General features: G+C 60.8%; 32 protein-coding genes. 15 read left to right on the top strand and 17 right to left on the bottom strand.

Annotation, left to right across the window (positions count from 1 at the left end):
* Positions 1-200: 200 nt before the first annotated feature.
* The 12 genes from QAZ47_RS27560 to QAZ47_RS27615 all read left to right on the top strand — a co-directional run bounded on the left by QAZ47_RS27560 (position 201) and on the right by QAZ47_RS27615 (position 9,940).
* Positions 201-1,304 (top strand): inositol-3-phosphate synthase, encoded by a 1,104-nt coding sequence (locus QAZ47_RS27560; RefSeq protein WP_278231465.1) that lies wholly within the window; start codon positions 201-203, stop codon positions 1,302-1,304.
* On the top strand, positions 1,301-1,897 hold the full coding sequence (locus QAZ47_RS27565; RefSeq protein WP_278203982.1) for a histidine phosphatase family protein: 597 nt from the start codon (positions 1,301-1,303) through the stop codon (positions 1,895-1,897). Before QAZ47_RS27560 ends, QAZ47_RS27565 begins: the two co-directional genes overlap by 4 nt.
* A gap of 14 nt (positions 1,898-1,911) precedes the next feature.
* Positions 1,912-3,012 carry a glycosyltransferase gene (locus QAZ47_RS27570; protein ID WP_278231466.1) on the top strand — a complete coding sequence of 367 codons (1,101 nt, stop codon included), beginning with the start codon at positions 1,912-1,914 and terminating at the stop codon, positions 3,010-3,012.
* Positions 3,012-3,812, top strand: coding sequence for a nucleotidyltransferase family protein (locus QAZ47_RS27575; protein WP_278203986.1), 801 nt, complete (start codon positions 3,012-3,014; stop codon positions 3,810-3,812). Before QAZ47_RS27570 ends, QAZ47_RS27575 begins: the two co-directional genes overlap by 1 nt.
* A gap of 2 nt (positions 3,813-3,814) precedes the next feature.
* Positions 3,815-4,576, top strand: coding sequence for a TIGR04290 family methyltransferase (locus tag QAZ47_RS27580; RefSeq protein WP_278203988.1), 762 nt, complete (start codon positions 3,815-3,817; stop codon positions 4,574-4,576).
* On the top strand, positions 4,569-5,501 hold the full coding sequence (locus QAZ47_RS27585) for a beta-xylosidase (protein ID WP_278203990.1): 933 nt from the start codon (positions 4,569-4,571) through the stop codon (positions 5,499-5,501). The genes QAZ47_RS27580 and QAZ47_RS27585 overlap by 8 nt, the downstream gene beginning before the upstream one ends.
* Positions 5,502-5,508: 7 nt before the next feature.
* Positions 5,509-6,354, top strand: a complete 846-nt coding sequence (locus QAZ47_RS27590; protein ID WP_278203991.1) for a PIG-L deacetylase family protein — start codon at positions 5,509-5,511, stop codon at positions 6,352-6,354.
* Positions 6,351-7,415, top strand: a complete 1,065-nt coding sequence (locus QAZ47_RS27595) for a glycosyltransferase (protein WP_278231467.1) — start codon at positions 6,351-6,353, stop codon at positions 7,413-7,415. Before QAZ47_RS27590 ends, QAZ47_RS27595 begins: the two co-directional genes overlap by 4 nt.
* Positions 7,412-8,398, top strand: a complete 987-nt coding sequence (locus QAZ47_RS27600) for a GNAT family N-acetyltransferase (RefSeq protein WP_278231468.1) — start codon at positions 7,412-7,414, stop codon at positions 8,396-8,398. The genes QAZ47_RS27595 and QAZ47_RS27600 overlap by 4 nt, the downstream gene beginning before the upstream one ends.
* Positions 8,356-9,306, top strand: coding sequence for a class I SAM-dependent methyltransferase (locus QAZ47_RS27605; protein WP_278231469.1), 951 nt, complete (start codon positions 8,356-8,358; stop codon positions 9,304-9,306). The genes QAZ47_RS27600 and QAZ47_RS27605 overlap by 43 nt, the downstream gene beginning before the upstream one ends.
* A 63-nt stretch (positions 9,307-9,369) precedes the next feature.
* Entirely contained in the window at positions 9,370-9,588 is a 219-nt protein-coding gene (locus QAZ47_RS27610; RefSeq protein WP_278203999.1) for a hypothetical protein, read from the top strand.
* A 181-nt stretch (positions 9,589-9,769) separates the two neighbouring features.
* On the top strand, positions 9,770-9,940 hold the full coding sequence (locus QAZ47_RS27615) for a hypothetical protein (RefSeq protein WP_278204001.1): 171 nt from the start codon (positions 9,770-9,772) through the stop codon (positions 9,938-9,940).
* 9 nt (positions 9,941-9,949) lie between these two features.
* On the opposite strand, the gene QAZ47_RS27620 is transcribed toward QAZ47_RS27615, so the two are convergent.
* From QAZ47_RS27620 to QAZ47_RS27635, 4 genes are all read right to left on the bottom strand, one after another.
* Positions 9,950-10,534 (bottom strand): sigma-70 family RNA polymerase sigma factor, encoded by a 585-nt coding sequence (locus QAZ47_RS27620; RefSeq protein ID WP_278231470.1) that lies wholly within the window; start codon positions 10,532-10,534, stop codon positions 9,950-9,952.
* 109 nt (positions 10,535-10,643) lie between these two features.
* Positions 10,644-11,930 (bottom strand): Nramp family divalent metal transporter, encoded by a 1,287-nt coding sequence (locus QAZ47_RS27625; protein WP_278231471.1) that lies wholly within the window; start codon positions 11,928-11,930, stop codon positions 10,644-10,646.
* A 345-nt stretch (positions 11,931-12,275) separates the two neighbouring features.
* Complete coding sequence (locus QAZ47_RS27630; RefSeq protein WP_278231472.1) at positions 12,276-13,187, bottom strand: hypothetical protein; 912 nt, start codon at positions 13,185-13,187, stop codon at positions 12,276-12,278.
* A gap of 606 nt (positions 13,188-13,793) precedes the next feature.
* Positions 13,794-14,783: an SDR family oxidoreductase gene (locus QAZ47_RS27635; RefSeq protein WP_278233890.1), complete on the bottom strand. Its 990-nt coding sequence runs from the start codon at positions 14,781-14,783 to the stop codon at positions 13,794-13,796.
* A gap of 326 nt (positions 14,784-15,109) precedes the next feature.
* Between QAZ47_RS27635 and QAZ47_RS27640 the strand changes: the two genes are divergently transcribed.
* The 3 genes from QAZ47_RS27640 to QAZ47_RS27650 all read left to right on the top strand — a co-directional run bounded on the left by QAZ47_RS27640 (position 15,110) and on the right by QAZ47_RS27650 (position 16,685).
* The gene (locus QAZ47_RS27640) at positions 15,110-15,412 is read left to right on the top strand and encodes a DUF982 domain-containing protein (protein WP_278231473.1); all 303 of its coding nucleotides are present in this window, start codon (positions 15,110-15,112) and stop codon (positions 15,410-15,412) included.
* A gap of 191 nt (positions 15,413-15,603) precedes the next feature.
* Positions 15,604-16,125: a ferritin-like domain-containing protein gene (locus QAZ47_RS27645; RefSeq protein WP_278204007.1), complete on the top strand. Its 522-nt coding sequence runs from the start codon at positions 15,604-15,606 to the stop codon at positions 16,123-16,125.
* A 185-nt stretch (positions 16,126-16,310) separates the two neighbouring features.
* Positions 16,311-16,685, top strand: coding sequence for a low affinity iron permease family protein (locus QAZ47_RS27650; RefSeq protein ID WP_278204008.1), 375 nt, complete (start codon positions 16,311-16,313; stop codon positions 16,683-16,685).
* A 90-nt stretch (positions 16,686-16,775) separates the two neighbouring features.
* On the opposite strand, the gene QAZ47_RS27655 is transcribed toward QAZ47_RS27650, so the two are convergent.
* From QAZ47_RS27655 to QAZ47_RS27715, 13 genes are all read right to left on the bottom strand, one after another.
* Positions 16,776-17,015 carry a hypothetical protein gene (locus tag QAZ47_RS27655; protein WP_278204009.1) on the bottom strand — a complete coding sequence of 80 codons (240 nt, stop codon included), beginning with the start codon at positions 17,013-17,015 and terminating at the stop codon, positions 16,776-16,778.
* A 265-nt stretch (positions 17,016-17,280) separates the two neighbouring features.
* Positions 17,281-17,646, bottom strand: a complete 366-nt coding sequence (locus tag QAZ47_RS27660) for a PRC-barrel domain-containing protein (protein WP_278204011.1) — start codon at positions 17,644-17,646, stop codon at positions 17,281-17,283.
* 124 nt (positions 17,647-17,770) lie between these two features.
* Entirely contained in the window at positions 17,771-18,745 is a 975-nt protein-coding gene (locus QAZ47_RS27665; RefSeq protein ID WP_278231474.1) for a cation diffusion facilitator family transporter, read from the bottom strand.
* Between the two features lie 226 nt (positions 18,746-18,971).
* Entirely contained in the window at positions 18,972-19,838 is an 867-nt protein-coding gene (locus QAZ47_RS27670) for a DUF3618 domain-containing protein (RefSeq protein WP_278231475.1), read from the bottom strand.
* The gene (locus tag QAZ47_RS27675; protein ID WP_278204015.1) at positions 19,835-20,227 is read right to left on the bottom strand and encodes a phage holin family protein; all 393 of its coding nucleotides are present in this window, start codon (positions 20,225-20,227) and stop codon (positions 19,835-19,837) included. The genes QAZ47_RS27670 and QAZ47_RS27675 overlap by 4 nt, the downstream gene beginning before the upstream one ends.
* Positions 20,224-20,826 (bottom strand): hypothetical protein, encoded by a 603-nt coding sequence (locus QAZ47_RS27680; RefSeq protein WP_278231476.1) that lies wholly within the window; start codon positions 20,824-20,826, stop codon positions 20,224-20,226. The genes QAZ47_RS27675 and QAZ47_RS27680 overlap by 4 nt, the downstream gene beginning before the upstream one ends.
* A 161-nt stretch (positions 20,827-20,987) precedes the next feature.
* A complete protein-coding gene (locus QAZ47_RS27685) occupies positions 20,988-21,317 on the bottom strand; it encodes a hypothetical protein (RefSeq protein ID WP_278231477.1) in 330 nt (109 codons plus the stop codon).
* 2 nt (positions 21,318-21,319) lie between these two features.
* Entirely contained in the window at positions 21,320-21,679 is a 360-nt protein-coding gene (locus tag QAZ47_RS27690; RefSeq protein ID WP_278204020.1) for a hypothetical protein, read from the bottom strand.
* Positions 21,679-22,899 carry a divalent metal cation transporter gene (locus QAZ47_RS27695; RefSeq protein WP_278231478.1) on the bottom strand — a complete coding sequence of 407 codons (1,221 nt, stop codon included), beginning with the start codon at positions 22,897-22,899 and terminating at the stop codon, positions 21,679-21,681. Before QAZ47_RS27695 ends, QAZ47_RS27690 begins: the two co-directional genes overlap by 1 nt.
* Positions 22,896-23,327, bottom strand: a complete 432-nt coding sequence (locus QAZ47_RS27700) for a hypothetical protein (protein WP_278231479.1) — start codon at positions 23,325-23,327, stop codon at positions 22,896-22,898. The genes QAZ47_RS27695 and QAZ47_RS27700 overlap by 4 nt, the downstream gene beginning before the upstream one ends.
* Before the next feature lie 116 nt (positions 23,328-23,443).
* Positions 23,444-24,418, bottom strand: a complete 975-nt coding sequence (locus QAZ47_RS27705) for an alpha/beta hydrolase (RefSeq protein ID WP_278231480.1) — start codon at positions 24,416-24,418, stop codon at positions 23,444-23,446.
* 318 nt (positions 24,419-24,736) lie between these two features.
* A complete protein-coding gene (locus QAZ47_RS27710; protein WP_278231481.1) occupies positions 24,737-24,991 on the bottom strand; it encodes a hypothetical protein in 255 nt (84 codons plus the stop codon).
* Between the two features lie 111 nt (positions 24,992-25,102).
* Positions 25,103-25,342 carry a hypothetical protein gene (locus QAZ47_RS27715; protein WP_278204026.1) on the bottom strand — a complete coding sequence of 80 codons (240 nt, stop codon included), beginning with the start codon at positions 25,340-25,342 and terminating at the stop codon, positions 25,103-25,105.
* Between the last annotated feature and the right edge of the window lie 505 nt (positions 25,343-25,847).

Consider the following 25,847-nt stretch of genomic DNA (forward strand, 5'->3'; position numbering starts at 1 on the left):
CTCGCGCTTTAACTTCGCAGGATGGGCGAGGTTCCATTCCGGCATTCCAGATGCCGCTCCCCTTCTCAGGTTCGACATTAGCGCGCCATCGGAAGTGTTGACCGGCGACCAGCACAATTTTTCAGACGGCAAGGAACATTCCTGGCCGATCCTAGTTCGGCGGCGAGGAACTTACCTCCAACAGCAGAGGCGGCGGTTTCGTGACATCCAAAAAAGTTCGCATCGGCATCGTCGGCGTTGGCAATTGCGCATCCTCCCTTGTGCAAGGCCTCACCTACTATCGCCAGGCAAAAAGCAACGAGCCGATACCCGGGCTGATGCATGCCGATCTCGGCGGCTATCATGTCGAGGACATCGAGGTCGTCTGCGCCTTTGACATCGCAAAGAGCAAGGTAGGGCGCGATGTATCCGAAGCGATCTATAGCGCCCCGAACAACACCTTCCGGTTTGCCGATGTGGCTCCGATTGGCGTACGTGTGGAACGAGGCCCGACGCTCGACGGCATCGGCAAATATCTGCGCGATGAAATCGAGGAAGCTGATGAACCCGTCGCCGATGTGACCGCGAGCCTCCGAGAAAGCGGAACCGAGGTACTGGTTTCGTACCTGCCGGTCGGCTCTGAGGCGGCGACCTGTTTCTATGCCGAATGCGCGCTGGCAGCCGGTTGCGCTTTCATCAACTGTATACCGGTCTTCATCGCCTCGCGGCCCGAATGGCGGCGGCGTTTCGAGGAGCGTGGGCTCCCCCTCGTCGGCGACGACATCAAGAGCCAGGTAGGCGCCACCATTATTCACCGGCTGCTCGCCAATCTGTTCCGGGAGCGCGGGGTGCGTATCGACCGCACCTATCAGCTCAATTTCGGCGGCAACACAGATTTCCTCAATATGCTGGAGCGGGAGCGGCTGGAATCCAAGAAGATTTCCAAGACGCAATCGGTCACCAGCCAGATCGATGTTCCGCTCGAACCGGACAACATCCATGTCGGGCCTAGCGACCATGTACCTTGGCTCACCGATCGCAAATGGGCCTACATTCGCGTCGAAGGTACGACTTTTGGCGGTGTGCCACTGAATGCCGAGCTCAAGCTGGAAGTGTGGGACTCGCCTAACTCAGCAGGCGTGGTGATCGATGCCGTGCGCTGCGCCAAACTTGCCCTCGATCGCGGCATTGCGGGGGCGCTCACGGGGCCTTGCAGTTATTTCATGAAGTCGCCGCCGGAGCAGTTCACCGACGCCGAGGCCCGCCTGCGCACGCTCGCCTTCATCGCCGGCAGGGACGAGCCGATGCTCGATGCCGCCGAATGACCACGATCTTCTTTCTTATCCGGCATGCCGAGCACGATGATGTCGGCCGCTCCCTGCCCGGCCGCCTGCTCGATGTCAATCTCGGCCGCGCCGGTGAATCACAGGCGCTGCAACTCGCGGGCCGCATGGCGAAAGAGCCGCTCGCCGGGATCTTGAGCAGCCCACGCAAGCGCACCTTGGAAACCGCGAAACCTATCGCGGTCGCGTGTAGCATCGAGCAGATCTCGATCCGTCAGGAATTGGATGAGATCGACTACGGGGCGTGGTCCGGCAAAACGTTCGAAGAATTGAATGGCGATGCCGCCTGGCGAATGTGGAACGACCAACGGCAAAATGCGCGCACACCGAACGGCGAGACCATGCAGGATACGCAGCAGCGGGTCATCGGGCTGATGGATGCGCTTCGCCAACGAAACCCAAACCGATGCGTTGCACTGATCAGCCATGCGGACGTCATCAAGGCCGCGGTGTGCAAAGTCCTTGGTCTTCAGCTCGGCGACTGTTTCCGTTTCGACATTGAGCCTGCCTCGATCACCACCATTGTCCATGGCGACTGGGGTTCAAAGCTCATTCGCCTGAACGAAATCGCGTGACGGGGAGCTGTCCGGTGCGGATGGTGATCTTCGGCCTCACTGTCACCTCCTCCTGGGGAAACGGGCATGCCACGCTCTGGCGCGGGCTGATACGCGCATTGGCGCCACTCGGCTGGAGCATCGGCTTCTTCGAACACGACACGCCCTACTACGCCGGGGCAAGGGATCTCCATCAACTCGATGGCGGTGACGTCCTGCTCTATCCGTGCTGGAGTGACATTGCGCAGACCGCGGCCATCGCAGTCCGCGAAGCTGACGTTGTGATCGTTACCTCCTACTGCCCGGATGCCGTTGAAGCCTCACGCCTTGCGCAAGAGGGCTGCCGCGGGCTGAAAGTGTTCTACGATCTCGACACCGCTGTGACGCTGGCACGCATCGAACAAGGCGACCAGCCATCCTATTTCGGCTCCGAGGGCCTTCGCGGTTTCGACCTGGTACTGAGCTACACCGGTGGCCCGGCGCTCGATGCGCTTAAGATCATGCTGGGCGCGCGTCTCGTCGTGCCGCTCTACGGCCATGTCGACCCCGACCACCACCGGCCGGCACGGCCCAAGCCCGAGTTCGCCGGCGATCTGTCCTATCTCGGAACCTATGCCGAAGATCGTCAGGCGGGCGTCGAGACATTGCTGGTCGCGCCAGCTGCGCGGATGCCGGGTTGCCGCTTCGTAATCGGCGGCGCGCAATACCCGCAGGATTTCCCGTGGAGCGATAACATCTTCTTTGTCAGGCATCTGCCGCCTGCCGACCATCCGGCCTTCTTCTGCTCGTCACGGCTGACCCTGAACGTCACCCGCGAAGCGATGGCGCGCAAAGGCTGGTGTCCCTCGGGCCGACTGTTCGAAGCGGCAGCCTGCGGCGCAGCGATCGTTTCCGATGATTGGCCGGGCATCGACAGCTTCTTCAAGCCCGGCAGCGAAATTGTGCTTGCACATTCTACGGACGACGTGGTCGCGGCGCTCGGTTTGTCGGACGGAGAGCTCGAGGCGCTGCGCCGCCAAGCCCGCGAGCGCGTCCTTGATGAACACACGTCGACGCGCCGCGCCGCGGAGCTAGACCGGATCCTGAACGAGGCCGTTCGGGCGCAAGCGAGCGAATCTATGAAGGAAGCTGTCTGATGTTGGGTATCGTGCCTGCCGCCGGGCGGGGCAGCCGCATTCAGCCGCTTGGCTTTTCCAAGGAACTGCTGCCGGTGGGCAGCCGAATGGACGGGCAAACCGAACGTCCCTGCGCGGTCAGCGAATATCTGGTGCGCAGGATGGTGCGCAACGGCGTCGACAGGATCTGTTTCATCATCGGCTCGGGAAAGTCGGATATCCTCGAATATTATGCCGCCGGCTATGACAGCGCCGCCGCCATCTTCGTGGCGCAACCTTCTCCGGTCGGCCTTTGCGATGCGATCTTCCGTGCAGCGCCGATCGTCGCACCGGACGAGACGGTGCTGATCGGTCTCCCAGACACGATCTGGTTCCCCGAGGACGGCTTCTGCCATCTTCCGGATAACCAGCTGTCCTTTCTCCTGTTTCCTGTAGAGCAGCCGCAGCTTTTCGACGCCGTGGTCATCGATCAGCATGGCCGTGTCGAGCAGATCCAGGTCAAACAGCGGGACGCAGCCACGAACTGGATCTGGGGAGCATTCAAGATGCCGGCTCGCATCTTTCACCGGCTTGCCACGCTCTGGCGCGAACGGGACGGCTGTGACGAATATTTTGGAACACTGGTCAATGCCTATCTTGCCGCCGGAGGTGAAGCCTGGGGCGCCAAGGCGGGGTCGGCCTACGTCGATGTCGGGACATTCAATGGCTACCGAACGGCGCTCCGGCTGCTCGAAAATAACGACGCCTCGGACGAAGGCGCGCCGATATTCATGCCGTCGAGCCGCTCGCAAGTACCATCCTTGCCAGGCGAAGGAGGCTGATCATGCCGCATTCCGACGCGGAGATACGTCGTCGCATCGATGCGCTAGGCCCCTGGTTCCACAACATGGAGCTGGCGGGCGTGCAAACAGCGCCCGACCATTTCCTGGGCAACTATCCGTTGATCAAATGGCAGAAGTTCGCGGACGCGATCCCGGCGGATCTCTCGGGCAAGTCCGTGCTCGATATCGGCTGCAATGCCGGCTTCTATTCGATCGAAATGAAGAGACGAGGCGCCGATCGCGTGCTCGGGATCGATTTCGACCCGGCTTATCTGACGCAGGCGCGCTTCGCCGCCGAAATCGCGGATTGCGACATCGAATTCCGTGAGCTGTCGGTCTACGATGTCGCCGCTCTCGGCGAGAGTTTCGATATCGTACTATTCATGGGCGTCTTCTATCACCTGCGCCACCCGTTGCTGGCGCTGGACCTGATCCGCCAGCACGTCGCGCCGGACCTGATGATTTTCCAATCGATGCAACGCGGGAGCGGCGAGGTCCCCGCGCTCGAACAAAACTACCATTTCTGGACGCACGAGCTGTTCGATCGGCCAGAATTCCCGAAGCTGCACTTCGTCGAGCACCGCTATGCGGATGATCCGACCAATTGGTGGATCCCGAACCGCGGCTGCATCGAGGCAATGCTGCGCAGCGCCGGCTTCGAGATCCTGCTTCACCCGGAGGACGAGGTCTATTTTTGCCGTGCCTCAGGCGAGCCGGCGGGCGGAGGTGCAGTCTATCCCGCGAAAGGACGAAACGATGATTGAAGCCGCCATGATCTGGAACGAGCCCAACAACAAGTCGCATTGGGATCCCGAGCTCGATCCGGACTGGAGCCGCTTCGCCAGCATGGCGATCCAGGCAGCCGATGCGATCGGCCTCGAGAACCCGGCAATCACCCGAGTCCTTGGCGGCATTTCGCCTATAGATGCCGGCTTCATGTCGTTGATGAAGGGGTTCGGCGTACTCGATCACGTCGACGCCGTCGCCGTGCACGGCTTCCCGCTCGACTGGAATCTTTGGCAGATGCATGAATGGCCGCAAAAGCTCGGCGAGATCGCCGAAGTCACCGATCTGCCGATCTGGATCAGCGAAGCCGGCGTGTCGAGTTTCGGCGCCGAGGAGATTCAGGTCTGGGGTCTGCGCCGGACGGCGGAGTTGCTGCGCGGCAACGCGCCCCGCGTGCAATGGTATAGCCTTTATGACTTGCCTCACGCTTGGGGAGCGACGACGCGGCATCGTGAGGTGGAAGGCTCCTCCTACTACCGTCATTTCTACATGGGTCTGCTGCGCGAGGATGGCACGCCCAAGCCGGCTCTCGATGAATTCCTGCGCCACACTCCAGAGATGGGGTTGGTCCAGTGGTTCCATTTCGAAGACCACCGGCTGGACGACGCGGTCGCCTGGATGAAGCGCCTGGGCGTCACCAATCTGCGCACCGGCCTTTCCTGGGCCGACAGCTTCAGGCCGAATGCTCTCGACTGGTTCGACCGCCAGATGGAAGCGCTCGCCGACTTCGACGTCACCGTCACCTTTTGCTTCACGCCCGAACATCGGGGGCTGCAACCTCATCACACCAGCCCACCACAGATGCCCGAAGAATTCGCCGAGTTCTGTGCCACGATGATCCGCCGTTATGCGCCTGCCGTGCGCGATGCCACCATGCCGGTGCGGCGGGCCTCGGCCGCGTGAGATTATCATGCCGTCCGCCGGTTACCCATTAAATGCGCTGGCCGAGTTCGCTACCTTGCTAACCTGCAAGGACATCGCTCCGGGTTCCGGCATAATGATTGTGGTGGCGCATCCAGATGACGAAGCAATCGGAATCGGCGGCCATCTTGCCAGGCTGTCTGGATGTCGGATCGTGCACGTAACGGACGGTGCGCCGCGCAATCTTGTTGACGCAAGAGCCTGTGGCTTCGAGACGCGGAAAGACTACGCTTATGCCCGTCGCGCAGAATTGGAGGCCGCGTTGTCTATCGCGGGCTTGTCGTCAGCGAACCTGGTCTCCCTCGACTATCCCGATACCGAAGCGGCCATGCATCTCGCCCACCTGGCACAGGAGCTGGCCTGCCTCTTTGCCGCTGGCGAAATCAGCTTTGTCTGCACGCACCCCTTCGAAGGAGGACATCCCGATCACGACGCCACGGCCTTTGCAGTGCACGCGGCCTGCCACTTGCTGCGCCGCGACCGGTACCCGGCGCCTGCCATCATTGAAATGGCGTTCTATGCCGCTGGGGAAGACGGCCCGATTTTCCAGAATTTCGTCACCAGTATCGGGGCAGATGGCCTCGAGGTTTGCCTGACCGAACCGGCCTTTCGGCAAAAGCAAGCCATGCTGGCCTGCCACAAGACGCAGCAGTCGACGCTGGCGCCATTCTTCAGTTCGACCGAGCGCTTTCGGCTGGCACCCGCCTACGACTTCCGCGCGCTGCCTAATAACGGGAGGCTCTACTATCAATCGCTGCCGTTGGGATTCGACCCAGCAACGTGGCTGAGCGCAGCGGCCGCCGCGCATCAGGGGCTTCGGCTTGATCAGCCATGACGCTCACCGTGCTCAATGTCGCTTATCCGCTTGCGCCCGTCGGCCTCGATGCGGTCGGCGGCGCCGAGCAGGTGCTGTCTTGTCTGGATCGCGCGCTGGTGCAGCAAGGCCATCGTTCCATCGTCGTCGCCTGCACAGGTTCCAGCGCAGCCGGCACCCTAGTGGAGACGCCTGCCGAAACAGGTGCGCTCGACGAGACGGCGAAGGGCCGCGCCCAGCGCGCGCATCGCGCTGCTATCGCTGCCGCCCGGGCGCGCTGGCCGATTGACGTGGTGCACCTGCACGGCATCGATTTCGACGCCTACCTGCCTGACGACGGTCCGACACTCGTGACACTACACCTGCCGCTCGCCTGGTACCGGCAAGAAGTCCTGATGCCGACCCGTGAAGACCTGTGGCTGCATGCGGTATCAGACGCGCAGCAAAGAACCGCGCCGGCTGGTTCCAGGCTGATTGCTCCCATTCCAAATGGCGTCGACATTGATGCGCTGTACAAGCCGCGATTGCGTCGCGATTTCGCGCTCGTGCTGAGCCGAGTTTGCCCGGAAAAGGGCATCCATCTGGCGATTGAAGCTGCCAAGCGCGCCAGAGCGCCGCTTGCCATCGGCGGCCAAATATATCCCTACGCCACGCATATCCAGTATTTCACCGACGAAGTGAGGCCGCGCCTCGACAGGCGGCGGCGCTTCCTGGGACCGCTCGGGTTTTCTGCCAAGCGGCGGCTTCTCAATTCAGCCCGGTGCCTGCTCATTCCGAGCCTTGCAGCGGAAACGAGCTCGCTCGTCGCCATGGAGGCGCTCGCCTGCGGCACCCCAGTCGTCGCCTTTCCGAACGGGGCTTTACCCAATGTCGTCGAGCACGGCACGACCGGATTTCTCGTCAACGACATCGATGAGATGGCGGCAGCCATCAACAACTCGGCCGGCCTTGACAACGAGAGGTGTCGGGCGGACGCGCAGCGCCGGTTCACGCTCGATAGCATGGTTGCGGCCTATATGGATGCCTATCGGGCGCTGGCAAAGCTCGGCGCTTCCCGCGCCGGGTTGAGGGCAGCCCAGTGAGCGGCCTGCGCGCCGATGTGATCCGAGACCAAGCCGCGTTCGATGATCTCGAGCCGCATTGGTGGCCACTTTGGTCCCGAAGCACCTCCGCGACGCCTTTCCAGTCACCCGCTTGGCTATTGCCGTGGTGGCGGACATTCTCGCCGGGTGATCTCTCGGCGATCGCAGTCTGGAGCAGAAACGATCTCGTCGGTCTGGCGCCCCTCTATCGCGAACCACGTGCCTCCGGCTGGCTGCTGCTGCCGGTCGGAATCTCGCTGAGTGACTATCTCGATATTTTATGCGCGCCCGGTCGAGAAGCGGAGGTAAGCTATGTTATCGCCGAGGCGGCACTCTCGCTGGAATGGTCGAAATGGGTCCTTCCGGACCTGCCGGCTGAGGCTGCTTCCCTCCGCTTTGATCTGCCGAACGTCGCTGAGAGCCGATTCCCGAACCATGCCGCTTGTCCGGTGCTCTCGCTTGCCCGCGATGAGACACTTGCACGCTCGATACCTTCGCGGCGACGGCGCCAACTGCGCCGCGCCGAAAGAGCCGCGCAACGGCGAGGACGAGTAGCCATTGAGCGATACGAGGCCGATCCACGGACATTCATCGATCAGTTGGCCCGGCTGCACAACGCCCGTTGGGCCGGACAAGGTGTACTCACGCACATCGCACAGGATTTCCATAGGATGGCACTGCCTCGCCTCGCCGCGAATGGAATGGCGAGATGCTGGCTGATCGAGATCGGCGACACTGTCGTTGGTGCGTACTACGGGTTCCATCACCGCTGTCGCGCCTATGCGTATCTCGGTGGTTTCGACCCTGCCTATGCCGCGGAGAGCCCTGGCGCGATCCTAATCGGCACGGCCATTACCGAAGCCGTTCGAGAGGGGGCACGGGAGTTCGATTTTCTGCGCGGCCGGGAGAGCTACAAATATGGCTGGGGAGCAGTGGACCAATGGACGACACAAAGGGTCTGGAGCCGGAGCGCGCCACCATGACAGTCGCAGAACAAGAGAGAACCGTGCGGCGCGTTCTCGAGAATTGCATGGCGAGCGACATCTCCGCCGAAGTCGCAATTGCCAGATTAGCTCTCTACCTACGGACGGGTATCGACGCGGCAGAGCTGGCCGATATCGCACTGGACATGCGTTCATCGGCCCCCTGCCGGAGAGGCTGGCTCGAGGAGGTAGCTGTGCTTCTGTCTCGCAAGGGAGATGTCTTTGACAGTCTGCGATTAACGGCAGCTTCCGTGAGTCATGACCGCAGTGACGACGAAACGCGTGAGATGACTGTCAGCCGGCTGGCCAGTGGCTTTGATCAGGCGGCCGTCATTTCGCCAGCTGCAAGCGTCCAGCTCTCGTCCCTCGGCGATGAGGAAAGGCTTTCAGCTGCGACGGCCGAGATCGCCTCTTGGCTTGAGCAACAAGGCTTTTTGGGCACAGGCAAGGCGATACTCGACATCGGTTGTGGCATAGGCCGGTTCGAATGCGCGCTCCACGCGAGGGCAAAACATATTGTCGGCATCGACGTCTCCTCCAAGATGCTCGCGATTGCGCGCCGGCGGTGCGCAGGCCTCGTCAACGTGAAGTTCCGCCGGACCTCAGGCCTCGACCTTGGCGAATTTGCCGCCGGCCGCTTTGATGGTGTGCTGGCGGTAGACAGTTTCCCCTATCTGATGCTCGCCGGTGTCGCCGAGCGGCACTTCAACGAAATGGCACGCGTGTTGCGGCCAGGAGGGATGGCAATAATTCTCAACTACTCGTATCGGATGTCACCGGCCCTCGATTCTTCCGATATCCAGCGTCTTGCCCACACATGCGTCATGGACGTCATCGTCGATGGCGAGAAGCCTTTCCGTCGCTGGGACGGCACGGCGTTTCTTGTTCGCCGTTCCGGCGGAACATAACCGGGATACCGAAGTTGGGATGCCAAACAACGCTCGACAGGCTGACACGCCCAGGAGAAGAAGATGGCATCCGGTGGCAAGAAACATATTGGTCGCGGCAGTCAGGGCAAGGGTTCCGGGACGGGAGCAAAGACCGAGCTTCCGAAAGACAGGGTTGGCGAAAACGACGTGCTGTCGAACCGGGATAAGAAGCAACACACGAAAGAGCGCGGCCTCGACAGCAATCGCATCAAGTCCGATCAATATCAGGACAACGCGGCGAACCGGCTCCCAAAAGATTGAGCTCGCAGTGGCTCTCATCTCTTAGGATCCGGCAGGCGCGCAAAGGGATCAGGTAAAGGTTTCCGCTTCGCCCACAGCCTGTGCGGAGCCGAAGCTGACCGGCGGCTGGGAGCGCCTTGCAAACTCCGGCCGTCTATGGTCTCAAGTGAATTAAGGGATACCTGTTTGCTAAGAGAATGCCATGTCTCGTCCGAGCCAGCGCGATTTCGGTCCCCAGGAAAACCTGGACCAAGAGATTGCGTCGCTGCTGAAAGCCATCGAGCAGGAGAAAGTTCCTGATCGCCTCACCAAGCTCGCCATCGAGTTGCAGAATGCGCTGATTCAGAAGCGCCGCTGCAAACTAGAGAGCTGACAACTGCGCTTATCGAAGCTTGTCGGCCCCTCGATCCCACCGGTCTTCCAACAGATGGTCATGCCTTTCGACCAGCGCTTGCGATGAGCTTTCATGCAGAAGTTCCAGAACGCGTGCACGTGCACGGTTGAGGCGGCTCTTCACGGTTCCGATCGCACAATCGCATATCTCAGCCGTTTCTTCATAGCTGACGCCCAGCACACCGATCAGCATCAATACCTCACGCTGATGTGCGGGAAGCTTCTGGATCGCTCGATAAACTTCCTTGCTTCGAATGGACCAGTCCTGGGAGGCTTCCGAAATCGGCCGGCTGGAGGCACAATCAAGTAGCCCTGGTGCTTCCCTCGCCGCAGCCCTGACCCGCGTGTAGTGGGTGTTGCGCATGATGGTAAAAAGCCAGGACTTCAAACGCGTTCCCGGCTCGAACTTGTCCAGATTGGCAAGCCCTTTAATCAAGGTTTCCTGCACCAGATCGTCCGCATCGTCGGGCACACGGCAAAAGGTACGAGCAAAGGCACGCAAGGCAGGGATGAGGTCAACGACGGAGATTTCACCCGGTGCACAATCTGGCGCGGCATGACCATTGGGTAACACGGTTCGACCCCAGCAGATAGAGTTGAGGAACATTGATTAGGGAAAATGCGTGACATTGATGATCGTTCCTGTTGGAAACGAACTTGCCCGAAGGCCCTTGCCAGCGCGCCTAGAGGAACCAACTCGCCACCAATCCAATCGAGGCCGCAAAGATTGCCACCGTCGTGATGCCTCCCAAGATATTCGTGCTCCGGCTGTTGACTTGGTCGCCCATAATCCTGCGATTGTTCGTCATCAAAAGAATCAACAGCAGGAGCTGAGGAGTGGAAAAGCCTTGCACGGTGCCAGCCCAGATCAGCGCCTGCATCGGATTGAACCCAAAGAAATTGAGGCCGACCGCGATCAGCGTGAATGCCCCGGTTGCAAGATAGAAGCCCGCCGCATCCTGCGGCTTCGCGTTCATGCCGTGCTTCCAGCCCATTGTTTGCGCGAGATCGAAGGCCGCACCGGTTGTCATGACGGGGACGGCCAGAAAACCAACGCCGATCAAACCGGCGGCGAAGATTACGCCTGCCGCATCGCCGGCAAGCGGCCGGAGTGCTTCAGCTGCCTGGGCCGCCGTTTCAATCCGGGTCTGCCCGGCCTTGTGGAGCGTCGATCCGGTTGAAAGAATAATGAAATACATGATCAGGTTGGAAAACGTCATACCGATCAGAATGTCGTGGCGCGATCGGCGCAATTCTTCCGTTGTCGCGCCTTTCCGTTTCTCAAGCGTGGTTCTACCCAGCGCTTTCTCCTCTTCCACCTCCTGGTTGGATTGCCAGGTATAGAGGTAGGCTGAAAGGGTGGTGCCTATGATCGCAACGAGGATCGACAAATACTCGCGGCTGAAGTGTAGCTTTGGCAGGAACGTACCACTCAGCACCTGCATCAGTTCGGGCCGGGCGAGGACAGCCGAGACAACATAAGCGAGCAGCGCCAATGCCAGCACCCGGAATAGATTCCTGAGAAGATCGTAAGAACCGAAGACCTGAAGAGCGAACATGAACGCCGCAATCAAAGCGACAACGATCGGGATCGGTACCGGCACAAACAGGTTGATCGCCGCCGCCATGGCGCCGAGATCCGCCGCAGCTTCAATGGTGTTGCCGATCAGGACACCAATCAGAACAGACCACAGCAGCCATCGCGGATAGAAGTCCGCCATGACCTGGAACAACCCCCGCCCTGATACTTGGCCGAGCTTCGATGATAGGTACACGACCGTGTACATCATCGGCAGTGTCACGGGCGCGGTCCAAAGCAGGTCCGGCCCGAACCTTGCTCCCGCGCTGGCATAGGTTCCGATTGCCGAGCAGTCGTCGTCAGCAGCACCGGCGATCAGCGCCAGGCCAACAGTTCTTCCGATGCCTTTGCTCGTCCGCCTGTCTGCCTCTGTATCGGCTTGCTCGGTCATCACCTGCGCTCGACGCCATCGAAAAGGATCGGCTGAACGTGCGGGTGCCGCCTTTGCTTGCCGGACCGAACTGCCGCATCAAGCGTTTTGTTCCGCCTCGACCGTATCCGGACGACGAAAACGGAAGCGCTATGCGGCGAGCGCGGGAAGCGCGTCGTGACGAAACAGATTTTCCGGCGACACTTTGGCGCTGGCCCGACCGGACATATTCACCTGTCGTCGCGCCATAATCTCGACGGCAAGCGGAATACTGCTGGCGATCCTCAGTTGGGAATTGCTTTGGAGGAAGATCGGAGCGGCCCGGCATTTCGAGCCACTGCAGACAGCCAAGCTCTGGCGTGGTTGTCAGCCGCGAACGAACCGCGCTTCGTCTTCATCGCGCTGCTTGCCGCCGAGCACGGCCGCGATACTTGCGATAAAAGCACCCACGATCATCGACAGGGCTCCGACCAGCGCAAAAGTGGCGCTTGCCTTCCTGGCTGTGTCGGCGACCGCCTTCGCCTTGTTCTTGGCATCTTCCATGCCCGCGAGGACACTGTCGACGCGCTTCTCTGCATCGGCCTGCGAAAGCCCGGCGCGAGAGGCGACAAGTTTCGCAAGGTAGGTCTTGTCCTCGGCCGAGACTTCGCCCCTGGCGGCGCTCGCTACCAGAATGCGCGATGCCTGTGCGGTCACACCGGCATCGTTCTGCCCAGCCGGAGCAACCGTGCTGGTATCGGCCGGACGGAACAGCGTATCGACGAAGTAGCCCAGAGTGTTGCCGTCGGTCGTGCCGCTTGCGGCATTTGTGGCTGCAGACGTGGCGCCTGCCGCCGCGCCTGAAGCGACGTTGGACGCGGCCTGAACCCCTGCACCCACTGTTGCCGACAGAGCGGAGCCAAGGACGCCGGCAACCAGCAGCGTTGCTAGCGCCCAGGCAAGGAAGCCATGAGCCGTGTCGCGAAAATAGACTTCGTCGTCATGAATGCCGACCCATTTTGTGCGCAGGCGGCCGGCCAGATAGCCGCCGAGGCCGGACGAGAGCCACTGCACGACGACCAGCCAAACCGCAGCCGAAACAGCGAAAGTGGCGGCCGAGGCGCTTGCACCCGTCCAAGGTGAAACCATGGTCAGCCCCAGGCCGGAGCCGATGAGCATCAGGATCACCGTCAGCGTGGAAGCAGCGAAAGCCCCCGCCACGATTGGGCCCCAGCTTACGGCGGACAACGAAGATTCCCTTGCCCCGGAAACTTCAACATCAGTAACAGGCGAGACCATGGTGAAGCTCCTACCGTGCGAACAACAACAGGAGGATAATAATCGGAATCGGAACTCCGAGCAGCCAAAGCAATATACCGCGTCCCATAGCGATCTCCTATATTTCGATATGAAATATCAATTCCTGAAACAAGCTTTCGTTCCAATGGTCAAACGACAGAATTTTGAAATAGAATGCACTGGATTTATTCATCGAATGCGGCGCACAACTGGGTGCTTTGCTTGCCCATCCATGGTTGGGGAGCCCGGTCAGTCTTATCACTGATCTGCGGCGCCCTAACGTCGGTGCCGCTGCAAGGACCAAACGTCAAAACGGCGTATTAGTTTCACCTTAATGAACTGACGGACTCCAGCGTGGTGACCAGAGCGGCAACTCAGCCCCCCTCTGCCGCCACAGTTGCAAGGCCCACAAGCCTGCCGCTCGCTGTCCGAAATCGCGGACAGCGTGGCGAACCGAGATCTAATACCGATTGAGTCGGATTGTTCCGAATTCTACGTCGGCGCCTGCCCCCGGACGCCGGCCCCCCGGCCACAGGCATGTCTCTATTGCGCGATTGGAGGTCACTGCAGGTTGTCCGCAGCTTTGCCGCTCCTTCCGGGTCGTGTTCAGTAACCCCCGATGATCGGCAGGATCTCGCCGGTGATGTAGCTTGAGCATTGCGGCGAGGCCAGAAACACATAGGCCGGCGCGATCTCCTCCGGCTGCGCGGGCCGTTTCATCGGCGTCTGGGCGCCGAAGCGCGAAACGTCCTCGGACTCCTTCTCCGATGGGTTGAGCGGAGTCCATACCGGGCCTGGCGCCACCGCGTTGACGCGGATGCCCCTGCCGATGAGGCTGCCGGAGAGCGCCCGGGTGAAGGCGTGGATGCCGCCCTTGGTCATCGAATAGTCGACCAGCTCCTTCGAGCCCTCGATGCCGGTGACGGAGCCGGTGTTGACGATCGCCGAGCCCGGCTTCATGTGCGGCACCGCTTCCTGCGCCATGTGGAAATAGCCGTAGAGATTGGTTTTCAGCGTGGTGTCGAAATGCTGCTCGGTGAGGTCGGCGAAATCGGTCGAGTGCACCTGGAAGGCGGCGTTGTTGACCAGCACGTCGATCCTGCCGAAGGTCTTAACCGTCTGCTCAACCACCTTGCGACAAAAGTTTCTTCTGGCGACGTCGCCGCGAAGAATGATGCAGCGTCTACCTTCGGCCTCGACCGCTTGCTTCGTCACCTTGGCGTCGCGGTCCTCGCTGAGATAAACAACCGCGACGTCCGCCCCTTCGCGCGCGAAGAGCACGGCCACGGCGCGGCCGATGCCGGAATCGCCGCCGGTGATCAGCGCCACCTTGCCCTCCAGCTTGCCCGAGCCCAGCCAGAACGGCGCGTCATAGAGCGGTGCCGGGTCGATCGCCCATTCCTCTCCGGGCTTCGGATGATGCTGCTTCGGGAATGGCGGTACTGGATATTGCCTAGCGCCGGCCTGCATGGCGCCTTGCGATTTGGATTTGCCGTTTGACTTGGCGCGATCGGCCGCATCGACCTTGCGCTGCACGCTCCGCTGCCGGCTCGCCGCCTGCTCGGTGGCGGATTTGGTCGGCGAGGCGGATCTCATCAGCGCAGCTGATTTTCTTGCTCTTGCGGATTTCGTCAGCATTGCACTCTCCTTCGATACTCTCGGGACAACGCAGACGAACGGAAAAAGTTGGCAACGCCGCGCAAGCTGGCGATCCTCGGCTTCCCAAGACGCTCGGCTCGCGCCTCGAACTCGCTTTTGGCTGATTGGACGCAACCGGGCGGCGGCGATTTCGTTATGGCGATCTCATCCATGTGGTGGCACACCATGAAATTCTTCCACACGAACAAAGCGGAGGCCGCCCTGATAGCGGCGCCCTTTTCCGGGTTGGCCTGGCCTGCCAGCGAATGGGTTGGTGACGAGGCATGAGCAGTTTCCTGCCGCTCACCATCCGCTTCGTCCATGGTGGCACGATGGTGGTTTCCTCGATTGCCGACGCCAAGAAAGCGCTTGGCGGGACATGGAAGGACAAGGACTCACCAGCCTATCTCAAAGCGGCTCGCTTAGTGGACGACGCAGCCAATGGGATCTGTCGACCTGCAATCGCTTTTGCCGCCTTCAAGAAGGCGGCCACCGAGCAGGGCCTGCTGCAGCCTGCCGAACCAAGTGCCGCGCTCGACATGCTGGACCAGCTCTCGTCGCGCAATGGCAAGGGCCCGCCGAGATGACTCCGGCCCGGGCCAGCCCATGCTGAGTTGTCGAACACGACGGTCACAAAATATTTCGTCGGGAACATCGCTTGATCCTGTCAGTTTTGCTGGCTCAGGGAATGGCGAACGCCTTTCTTGAATTCGCTTAGGACAATGGGGCGGGAGCCGCTCCTTTTAGGGAACAGCACCCCCAACCGAAGGAGACGTCGATGGTGAAGAAAAGTTCGTCCGGCGCGGCGAACGGCCTGGAAAGCCTGTTCGTGGATGGCCTGAAAGATATCTACTACGCGGAAAAGAAAATTCTGAAGACGCTGCCGAAGATGGCCAAGGCGGCACAGTCGGAAGAGGTAAGCGCAGCCTTTGAAAAACATCGCAACGAGACGGAAGGCCAGGTCGACCGGCTCGAACAGGTTTTCGAGATGTTGGGCAAGCCGGCGCGGGGCAAGACCTGCCCAGCGATCGACGGCATCATCGAAGAAGGTTCGGAAATCCTCGAGGAGTACAAGGACGCGCCGGCGCTCGACGCAGGCCTTGTGGCGGCCGCCCAGTCGGTTGAGCATTATGAAATAGCGCGCTACGGCACGCTAATCGCCTGGGCGGAGCAACTGGGCCTGAAAGACGCCCTGCCCTTGCTGCGCCAGACCCTCAAGGAAGAATCCGCTACCGACGAGACGCTTACCAAGCTCGGCGAAAGCGGTGCGAACGAGCGGGCCCTGCAGGCGGCCGCGTGAGGTGCCTAGTATACGCTGGCTATGCATGCCAAAGGCCAAGCTTGCAATGTGGCCCCGGTCTTTCGGCCGGGGCCGTGTTGCGTGACGTCGATGAACGGCACCTGGCGACGCGGACGCCGTCACCGCGTTCATCATTGGCAGCGTGGAGACGCTCCCGCCAGATAGGCGTCTGGACGGAGTTCGGCATGGAACAAGCGTTCAATCGGCTTGCGGAAATTGTCGCTCACGCCGCGGGACGTGCATGGGTCTTCGCACTGTGCTTGGCTTTACTAGTCCTTTGGGGCCTCACCGGTTGGGTTTTCCAGTACTCCGGGACTTGGCAGCTCATCATCAACACCGGCACCACGATCGTGACTTTCCTTATGGTGTTTCTTATCCAAAACACCCAGAACCGCGATGGCGCAGCCATCCAGGGCAAACTCGATGAGCTCATTCGATCGGGCCGTGGCAAAAACGACCTCATCGGCATCGACCACCTTACGGAATCTGAGGTTCAAGAATTCAGGGACAAATTTGCAGAGGCCAAAGCCGCCAGGGAAAGCGTGGCCGCGCGCTCCTAGAACCCTATAGCGTTCGACCGTCGAATTCGATCCGAAAGCTGCTTCGCAATTTCCTGGAATGGCCCCTATGGCTCCTTCGGACGGCGGGTCCTACTTGGAGCCTCGATTCTTGTTATGGGCGCTTTCCTGATTCTTGCCGCGAAGGATATTGCGGTCATCTCGATCGACGCGTGTCGCGCCCCTGAGGCTCGATCCCTTCCGCCTTGCCTCGCGCTCCCCAGCCGACCGCTTCAGCTCCGCCTTGGCGTCGAACTTCTTGGGCGCGTTCTTCGTATTCTCACGCTCTTCGATGATGCGCATCTGCTGATCGTGGGTTGTGCGTCCAGTCATTGCCTGCTCCTTTTTGTCGGTAACGGCAATTCGACTCGATCGTTCCGCCATGTGCGCGGGTTTCGGCCGTTCCGGAAGTCTTCACAGGTGCTTAGGCGCCCGCCGGAGTTGGATGGGGCGAGTTATGCCGCCCAGGCAAAGTCCCGCTCCCTTCGAACGCATTGCCATCTTGCTGTTCGAATGCCGAGTTCTCGGAAGCGGTTATGCGCTTTTCACGGGTCAACCCTTGCCTCGCTTCGGGCTTGTCGAGTTACGACGATGCAACTCATTGCCAGTACGGCTCGACATGCCAGTAGCCGAAGGAGGCTTCTCGAGCCGGCCTTCCGTCGTCGATTGTCAGTTCGTCAATCGAATACGCCGGCGCCGCCTTAAGCTGCTCGACGCTAAACGACACGACATAGGCTCCGCGATTGGGATCGAAGTCCAGCAGAGACCAGGGGATCGCATGATACTTCTCGCCGATGCCTAGAAAACCGCCAAACGAAATGACGGCAAACATGATGCCGTTGGCGGTTTTTTCAAGCATCACGTCTTCGATCGTTCCTATGTTTTCTCCAGCCGAATTGTAAACGTTGGTGCCGATCACTCGCGAGGCTCGGATGGCGTTGGTATGTCCACTGGGTGTTGGCATGGCCTGCACTCCTGATTGATTGCGGGTTATGGCACCAAACGGTCGGGCGGAAGGCGATGTTCCAAAAAATAATGTTCCATGAGGTCGGCATGACGAAGCGCATAAACCGGACTCGCGACACGGATCACGAAGCAGGAGGAGCCGGGCGGCCGCTCCATCGCCGGCTCGTCTGTGGCTTCACGAACAGGGTTGTGACTTCCTGACGCTCGGCGGCCAGCCTCGTCTCCAACCGTTCGACGCAATCTTCTATATCGTCGGCATTCGCCGCATCGTGAAATTGCGCGCTGAGCGCGGCCACTACCTGATCCGGCGCCATATGAACCGTAATCACGCCGTTGACTTGCTGAATGGCTGGATCCTCCCTTGCCATCCTTAGAATGGCGGCCTCGACAGCTGGCGCTGCGCGCTCTCCGATCAGCAGTCCTTTGCACTCCCGTGCCAAAAACCCAGCGGTCAGCGCGAGCAAAATGCCTATGCATATCGAGCCAGCCCCATCCAGCGTGGGCATTTCAAAGTGTCGCGAGAGCGCGATGCTGACAAAAGCGATGGCAATACCCGCCAATGCCGCACTGTCTTCGAGCAGAACGGTGAAAGTGGACGGATCCTTGCTTCGGCGGAGAGCCTCCAGATAATTGCTTTTGCCTTTGGATGATCTGAAGTTCTTGAAGGCGAGCTGCCAAGAATAGCCTTCGAATATCGCGGAAAGAGCCAGGACAACGAAATTCGCGCCGGCGTTCTCAATGGGTATCGGGGCGAGAATGTGAACCACGCCCTCGTAGAAGGAAACGCCGGCACCGAGCGCAAAGACAAGCAACGCGACGACGAAGCTCCAGAAATAAAGCTCGCGCCCGTGCCCAAGGGGGTGATTCTCATCCGGTGGCTTCGCCGAACGATTGAGGCCGTGCAGAAGCAGCAATTCGTTGCTGGTATCGATTAGCGAGTGCACTCCTTCGCTGACCATTGCAGAACTATTGGTGAGTGCAGCAGCAATGAACTTCGATATCGCAATCAGCAGATTGCCGATGAGAGCGGCGTAGATAGTCTTCCTAGACGGATGAGCGATCGCAGGCCGATCCGTGTCATCGTGGGTTTCGGTCACGTTCGGAATTTCCTCAACCGCTGGAGAAATATCGCGACGTTGTAAACGGCATCGCCGTATCGCGAACAAACTTCTACGAACTCATGTTGTTCCGCTTTCGCGGTCCTCAAGCGCTTCGGACCGGTTTGCGACCCATTGGCAACGAGGCCCTATCGGTGTTGAGAAAGCTATGGCCGAGCCTGCCTAGCCGCGGGCTCAAACTGTCTAGCTTCAGGCGCGTCCTGGACTAGGGCTTGTCCTCCAGGGGCCTTTCGGAACTGGAAAAGTTCCGGCGCACCGCCTCGTCTGTTCTGTCGGCGGTGGACTTGACGACGTCGCTAACTTTGTCGGCCAGCGTGCCTTCGCTCGATGCCTGCCGGCCTGCTTCGTCGCTGGCCGTCTCGTAGGCTTCGGCTGCAACCTGCTTCACTTGGTCGATGCCTTTTTCGAGCACGTCCTCTGCTTTGTCGCGAAGCTGTTCGCTATAGTCGCCGAGCCGCTCGTCCTCGACCTGCGTGCGAGGCATCATGACGCCGATCGCTGCCCCGACAGCGAGGCCGACAGCTGCCACTGCAAGAGGCTGATCCTCCATCAGCTGCTGTGCGGAGCGGCTGGCCCTCGATGCCACGTCGGCTGTAGCTGCTGCCGAGTTCGTCAGCGTCTGCGCGGCGCCGCTTGCCATATCGGACATTGTGTCAGCCGCGCTGCCGGCCATTCCTGAAACAGTTACAGCCGCCCCTCCGGCTGCGTCGAAAACCGAGGCCGCGGTGTCCGAGGTCATGGTGTCCATTTCAGCGGCCGATGTACCGTCATGTTGGCTGGGACCGCGACGTGTTGGATAGGCGCGCGCAGCGGCGGTGCCGGAAGTGCCGCTGCCCAGCATCAGCCACGCCAGCCCAGCCCCGATCACCGTCAGCGGCAACGGGTTTTCCCGTACCTGGGTCTTCAGGTTGCGGAGCATCTCTGAGCCTCCGCTGTTGGCAAAAAATCCAGCGAATTCGTCGAAGAGCTGCCCGGGCGTTATCTTGTCCCGAATGGAGTCGGCGGTCGCCACCACCCTGGCACGCGTGGCCTCGGCTTCGCGTTCGAGCTCGGCTGCGGATTTGTCGGTCATCTCGCTTGTTCCTTGATCACGTTCGCATCGCGTTTCAGCTGTTCCTGCGTGCGGTCCGGCGCCAGTTCAGAAGGCGCCATGCTTGCCATCCCGGTCCGCAACAGGAAAACGCCCAGCACAGCCACGATCACCCCGACGAGCAAAGCGGACCATCCGGTACCCAGCCCCAGACGTGCCAGAGCGATGACGAGCGCCTGCAGCAGAACCAGCAGCGCGGCGAGCAAGCATATCGCGCCGCCCAGAACCTCGACGGCACCGGCTTCGGCCTTGCTCACGTTTTCCGAGATCTCCGCCCGCAGGAGCCTGGCTTCCGTCTGCACGAGCGTGCTCACCTGATGGGCCAGATCACTGACCAGCGTGCCGAGGCTTGGATTGTCCTGATTGCTCATCTTTCCAGCTCCGCTGCCTGACCGGGAACACCGCCGTCGGAGCCCCAATTGGGACGCGTGTTGCCCCGGGGTTCGCCTGCTTTCACACCGGTTCGCCCGGCATTCCCCGACTCGGCCGACCTGTGCCCCTTGGGTGAGGTGGCCTTCATGAACCGTCCGAGCGCAAGTCCTGCCAGCACCGAACCGGCAATCAGCATACCGGGATTCTTGCGGCCGAAGGATTGAACGTCCTCGAGAACCTGCCTGAACGGTTTCTCTCTCAACGATGACGATAGCTCTTCCAGCCCGCCAGCGGCATCCAGCATGAATTTCGAAGCCGATTTTTGATCTTTGTCGGCCAGATGATCGCTTGCCACACGCATGGCGCCGCCGAGTGCCGCCAGGCTCGATCCCACATCGCGTTGCGTCTCTTCAGCTTTTTCCGACAGCGCTTGCTGGGCGTCGGCGGCGTACTGCCCGCTCCTGTGAACCACCTCGTCGCGCGCATCGTGGAGCGCCTCGCCAGCGCTTTGGGTTTCCTTCTGGAGTCGATCGGAAATTTCGTTCTTCGCGTTGGCGAACTCGGCCGGCTCGCGGCCCTGATCATTCTCGCGCTGCATAACGCCTCCTAGTGAAAGCCGAGGAAAGAGAGCACCGCGAGCACAACTACGATGAGACCGATGAGATAGATGACATTGTTCATGGCGCAGGTTCCTCCTTGCCTGTCCAACTTCGCGCCAGCCGCTATGTTCCCTCCTGTGATGGGTTTTTTTGTAAGTAGCTACTTACCTCGATCGGCACGTTCGAAGCCGGAAAGCTCGTCATCCGAACAGAGCAGCCGCGGCCGCGTCGGATCGGAAATGTCGAGCTTGTCCCAAGATATGCGGTAGAGGCCTTCGCGGCGGCGCAGCCCGAAGACATCGAGCAACGCGGTGCCGACGGTCGATGCGGATAGGCGTTCGAACGCCGCGAAAATGCCTACATGAAATTCAGTAACGACGAGCTCGTCACCGTCCTGCTCGGCGATGATCTCCTCGAGATAGCCGATGGTCTTGCCGCTTTCCGAGCACACGCGCCGGCCGGCCAGATGTTCGAGGTTCACATTCGCCATCCTCAGGCTCCCGGGATGCGGCCGACGGCGTGATCGCGCAGCCAGTGCTGCCAGGCAAGGATCTTCGTCCTACGCACGTCGATATCGAATTCGATGTCGACGCCGATATCGCGCACCTTGTTCCAGGCGATCCGGTGCGGCCGTGCCTGCCGCTTCCCGCTGAGCTTTGCCGCGAGGCGCGCCGTCCATCGACCAAGTCGGGTGCCAAGCCTTCGGGCCAGGGCAATCGAGCCGAGCTCGACCGCAATGACCCTCGGCGGCTTGCCCTGCCTCAGCTCGGCAACCAGTCCATCCACCTTGCCGACCTTGACCTGCTCGCGGTCGACCACCTGCTTATCCAGGATGTCGCGCAGCAACTGCATCAGCTGCCTCCTAATATCTGAAGGGGAATGGTAACAACGGCCAACACGAAGCCGAGAGCGATGACGAAGATGACGGCGGCATTTGAGATAAGGCCGTTGCGGTGCTGGTCGACGTAGCGTTCATCATTGAGCAGGAAGAGAAAAGGAACCACCGTCAGCGGAAGACTGGCCGCGGTCAACGCCATCGAGAAGATGGTGAGCCTCAGCGGATCGACACCAAGGGCTATCGGAACGGCGGCAAGGAAGAGCGTAACAGTGTAGACGAGGCTGAAACCGGGATCGTCCCGCGGCCTCAGGTTCTCGCCCCACGTCCAGCCGAAACCCTGCGCGACGAGATAGGCCTGTTGCAGGGCCACTTCGAGAGCGGCTCCAAAACAGGCGATGCCCAGCGAAGCGACGAAAAGCACAAAACCCCAGAAACCGAATGTCTGAATAAGCATCAGCGGGAGCTGGTTGTAATCGTCCACCTGGTTCACGCCATGGGCGCCGAGCACAAGCGCGGCCACGATCAGCACGGCCACGGAAATTGTTCCTCCGAAGCTCATGCCGAGACCGGCAATCGCGCGATTGGTACCGAGATAGCTCTTGTCCCATTGATCCTCGATCGCGCCCGAGGAATAGAACATGAAAAGGTAGGGTGAAATGGAAGCGCCGAGGATGCTGACGGCCATGAACCAGTAGTTTGCCGTATCGTGCTGCGGCAAACTGGGCACGGCACCAATAGCCACTTGCTTCCATTCGGGCTGGAGCATCACCGCCGCGGCGATGAAGCAGAGCGTGACCAGGCCAAGCATCGATACCCCTTTCTCGATGAGACCGAACGTGCCTTTCCACAGCAGCAGCCAGGCGAGGAACGCCGCCGGCAGCGCCCACCATTGAAAGCTGATACCCGTGGCAAGCTCGGCGGCGACGGCAATCCCGCCTATTTCGGCTGAGAGCACCATGAAATTGACCAGCAAGACTGCAAGCAACGGCCAAAGGAAAGCGCTGAAACCGAAGCGTTCGCGAATTCCGTCAGCGATGGTGTGATGGCTGACGGCGGCGAAGCGGCCGGCCATCTCGACCAGGAAGATGATGCAGATTGTGCCAAGTACGACCGACCATATCAACTGGAAGCCGAACAACGCGCCGGCCTGGGCCGACGTTGCCATCGAGCCAACCTCCAGGAAGCCGCCGACGCTGGTCACCACACCGAGTGAAATTTCCAGCAGCTTCTTCATTGCTGCGACGCGAGATATTGGCGATAGGCTGTGACGAGATCCGCCTGCGCGGCGCGAAGGTCTTGCCGCGCCTGGCTGGCTTGGGCCTGCTGTTCAGCCTTAACCGCGCGCTCGACCCCGGCCGCTGCAATCGACAGCCGGCCGACCGCCGCCTTCACCGCGTCCCGCCTCCCGGTGTCGGACGAGGAGGCCGATTGAACTTGCCGGCCGGCGTCGCCGAGTGTGCCGGCAAAGGATTGCAAGGCCGCCGACGCGTAGTGCGACGGTGCGGCGCCGGAGAGCCAGGAGTCGGTCACCAATACCGCCGCTTCCGCCGTCGAGGCGGCAAGCTTCGATTGCTGTTCGACGGTATCCGACGAGGAGCAGGAAGCAAGTGCCAGTGCAAGCACCTGCAAGGAAGTCAGATTCCGCCAGGCAATGCTGCCCAATGCTTTCCCCTCGCTGCTGCCGTTCGAACATGAAGATAAGGCAGCGCCAATCGGAAAGTTCCGCAGCGAAGTCCAGTTGCGCGACCCAGCCCGTCGCCGGTTCGATATAGGGCCGCCTAGCGGTCGCTCAGTTCGGCATCACCGGTGGACGACAGCGCAGCGATCTTGTCGATCATGGCAAGCACCACCTGCGGTGCCGTCTGATGCACCATATGACCGGCATCGGGAACGATATCGACCAGCGAGTTCGGAAGCTCGGCGTGCAGGCGTAACGCCTCGGCCGGCGCGTCGAAAAGCTTGTCCCCAGCGCCAGCGATGATGCCGACGGGGGTGGGAATGTCGTCGTAGCGGGGTCTCGCGACCAGCGCCGCGACCCACATCAGATACGATTCCGCCGCGATGGATCGCAGCTGCGACGGACGGCTCGCCAACTCCTTCATCGCGGCCGCGAATGTCGCCGAGATCGCGGCCGGGCCAAATATCTTCCGCATCGACCAAGCCCAGCCAAGCCTGACCAGCGGCGGTAGCAGGGTGTGGCGGAACGCCGTTCCGATCAAAGCCATGGCCGGCAGCGCCGAAAGGGCGAGTTCGTATCTCGGCGGCGGATAATGGTAGCCCGAGACAAGCACGACACCGGCAACCGTTCCCGGATGCCGGCGCGCCATCTCGAGCGCCACCGTGGCGCCCCATGAGTGGCCAAGAACCAGATAGCGCCCGATCCCGAGTTTCGCCGCGGCGGCATCGATCAGATCGGCCTGCGCGGTGGCCGACCAGACCCTGCCGATCGGGCGCGAGCTCCCGCCGAAGCCTGGTCTGTCGAATGCCACAACACGATAGCTGGCGGCCGCCTTGCCGAAGATGCCGCTCGTCGTGAAGTCTTCGGCCGAAGCGCCATTGCCGTGCAGCAGCAGAAGCGGCGCGCCCAGGCCGTCCTCGATGACGTGCAGCCGCGCTCCCCCCACTTCCACGAAGCGGCCGAAACGGCGCCCGCGCAAAGCCCGCCGTGACCGCAACCCATTATGGAGGGCAAGCGCTGCCGCTGCTGCGGCTAGGAGCAGGATTGCACGGTTCAGCGTCGTGATGTCAGGCATGATCCCGTGCTGCTAATTCCGTGCTGCTAACGACCGGTTGATATAAGTCTGAATGACTGCTGCAGCACCGACAGCTGTCCAGAAGCACAGCTCCGAAAGTGAAGATCGCGTCCTCGCGGAGCTTGGCCCGTCGCAGCGGCCTGCGGTCCGTGCGACGGGCCAAGTGGCCGGCCTTTGCCCGCCAGCTCAAGGCGACCTCCCATACTCCGCTTCGAGGGCTAGCGGAGAACTTGTACAATGACCGGGATGTTTGATTGATGGCCATAAATTTTGTTAGTCACAACTGAAATGGCCGAGTTCGGCCTTGTAGATTGGTTCCTAGCTGCCGAGAGAGGAGCCGACCGGAAGCGGCTGACAGATGGTGAGAGTGGCGGAATAGACGGGGCTGCCGACTTCATCATGAACGATGACCGTCAGGGTCTTATCCAAATCGCTTGAAGACACTTCGTCGAGCGCGATGTCGTGTAGGGCCTTAAGCGCTTCCCACCGCATGTCACAGAGGGTGTCCAGATCGACGGCAGCGTCGCCCAGAGTTCGCCCATTACGAAGGACGTGAAAAAGATATGTCGGCATGTGCCATTGTGAGACGCCCGGGTCGCGCTCGCATTTTTAAATTTGAGTGTTCGCAGCCGGCTCAGGGTGAACGCGCCCAGGGCCGCTTGGTCCTCCCGCTCAACATCGCCACTATCGGCGTTGCGATGCTCGCCACCGCGGTGTGGCTATGTCGGCAAGGATGGTGATTTCGGCTTCGGTCAGCATGATCTGATAGCGCTGGGTGGAGTTTTTCGAGTAGATGTCGTCAGCAACAACTGAGATGGTGACGTCGCCGTTCTCACCGATCTGCAGGTCGTCAATCTGCAGTGGCTCTGAGTAAATGTGCTTCGGTGACCCCGCCTTCCGTCCCGGCTGAACGATCAAACGCAAAGTGTACTCCAATCCCGTGTCTGGTGTCGGCAACATCGCCAACGCAAGACCCGTGCCACACCCCTGCCGGTCACGGCCCGGCGGGCAACTGAGCCACCCGTCGCGACCGAACCGGGGGCACGGTCGAAAGGTTCCACTAGCCCACGCTTGTGAACCGATGCGCCCGCGTCGGGCATCCATAACGGCAAGCTGTGGCCCAAATCTCAGGCCGGCCTGCAGTCTGATGGCGCGCTAGCGCCATTGCTGGGAGTACGCATTAACAAATGTTTCCGACCGTCGTCGGGCGTTCGTGAGCATTGGTCCGTGTGGTGAAACATTTTTCGGCGACGCGGATTGGTAGTGGCTGCCGGCGCAAACCCCTTTCGTCGGTGGTTTTGGAAAGTGCGATGCCCGCCATTTTACGCCGATGGCGGGCATCAATCAGACTTCACAACAGGGCCTTCCCTCTTGACCTGTGCAGGAACATTGTGTCCCCCGCATTATTTAAGCAGAGCCGGCGAGAGTC

Source organism: Mesorhizobium sp. WSM4904 (assembly GCF_029674545.1).
Taxonomy (GTDB): domain Bacteria; phylum Pseudomonadota; class Alphaproteobacteria; order Rhizobiales; family Rhizobiaceae; genus Mesorhizobium.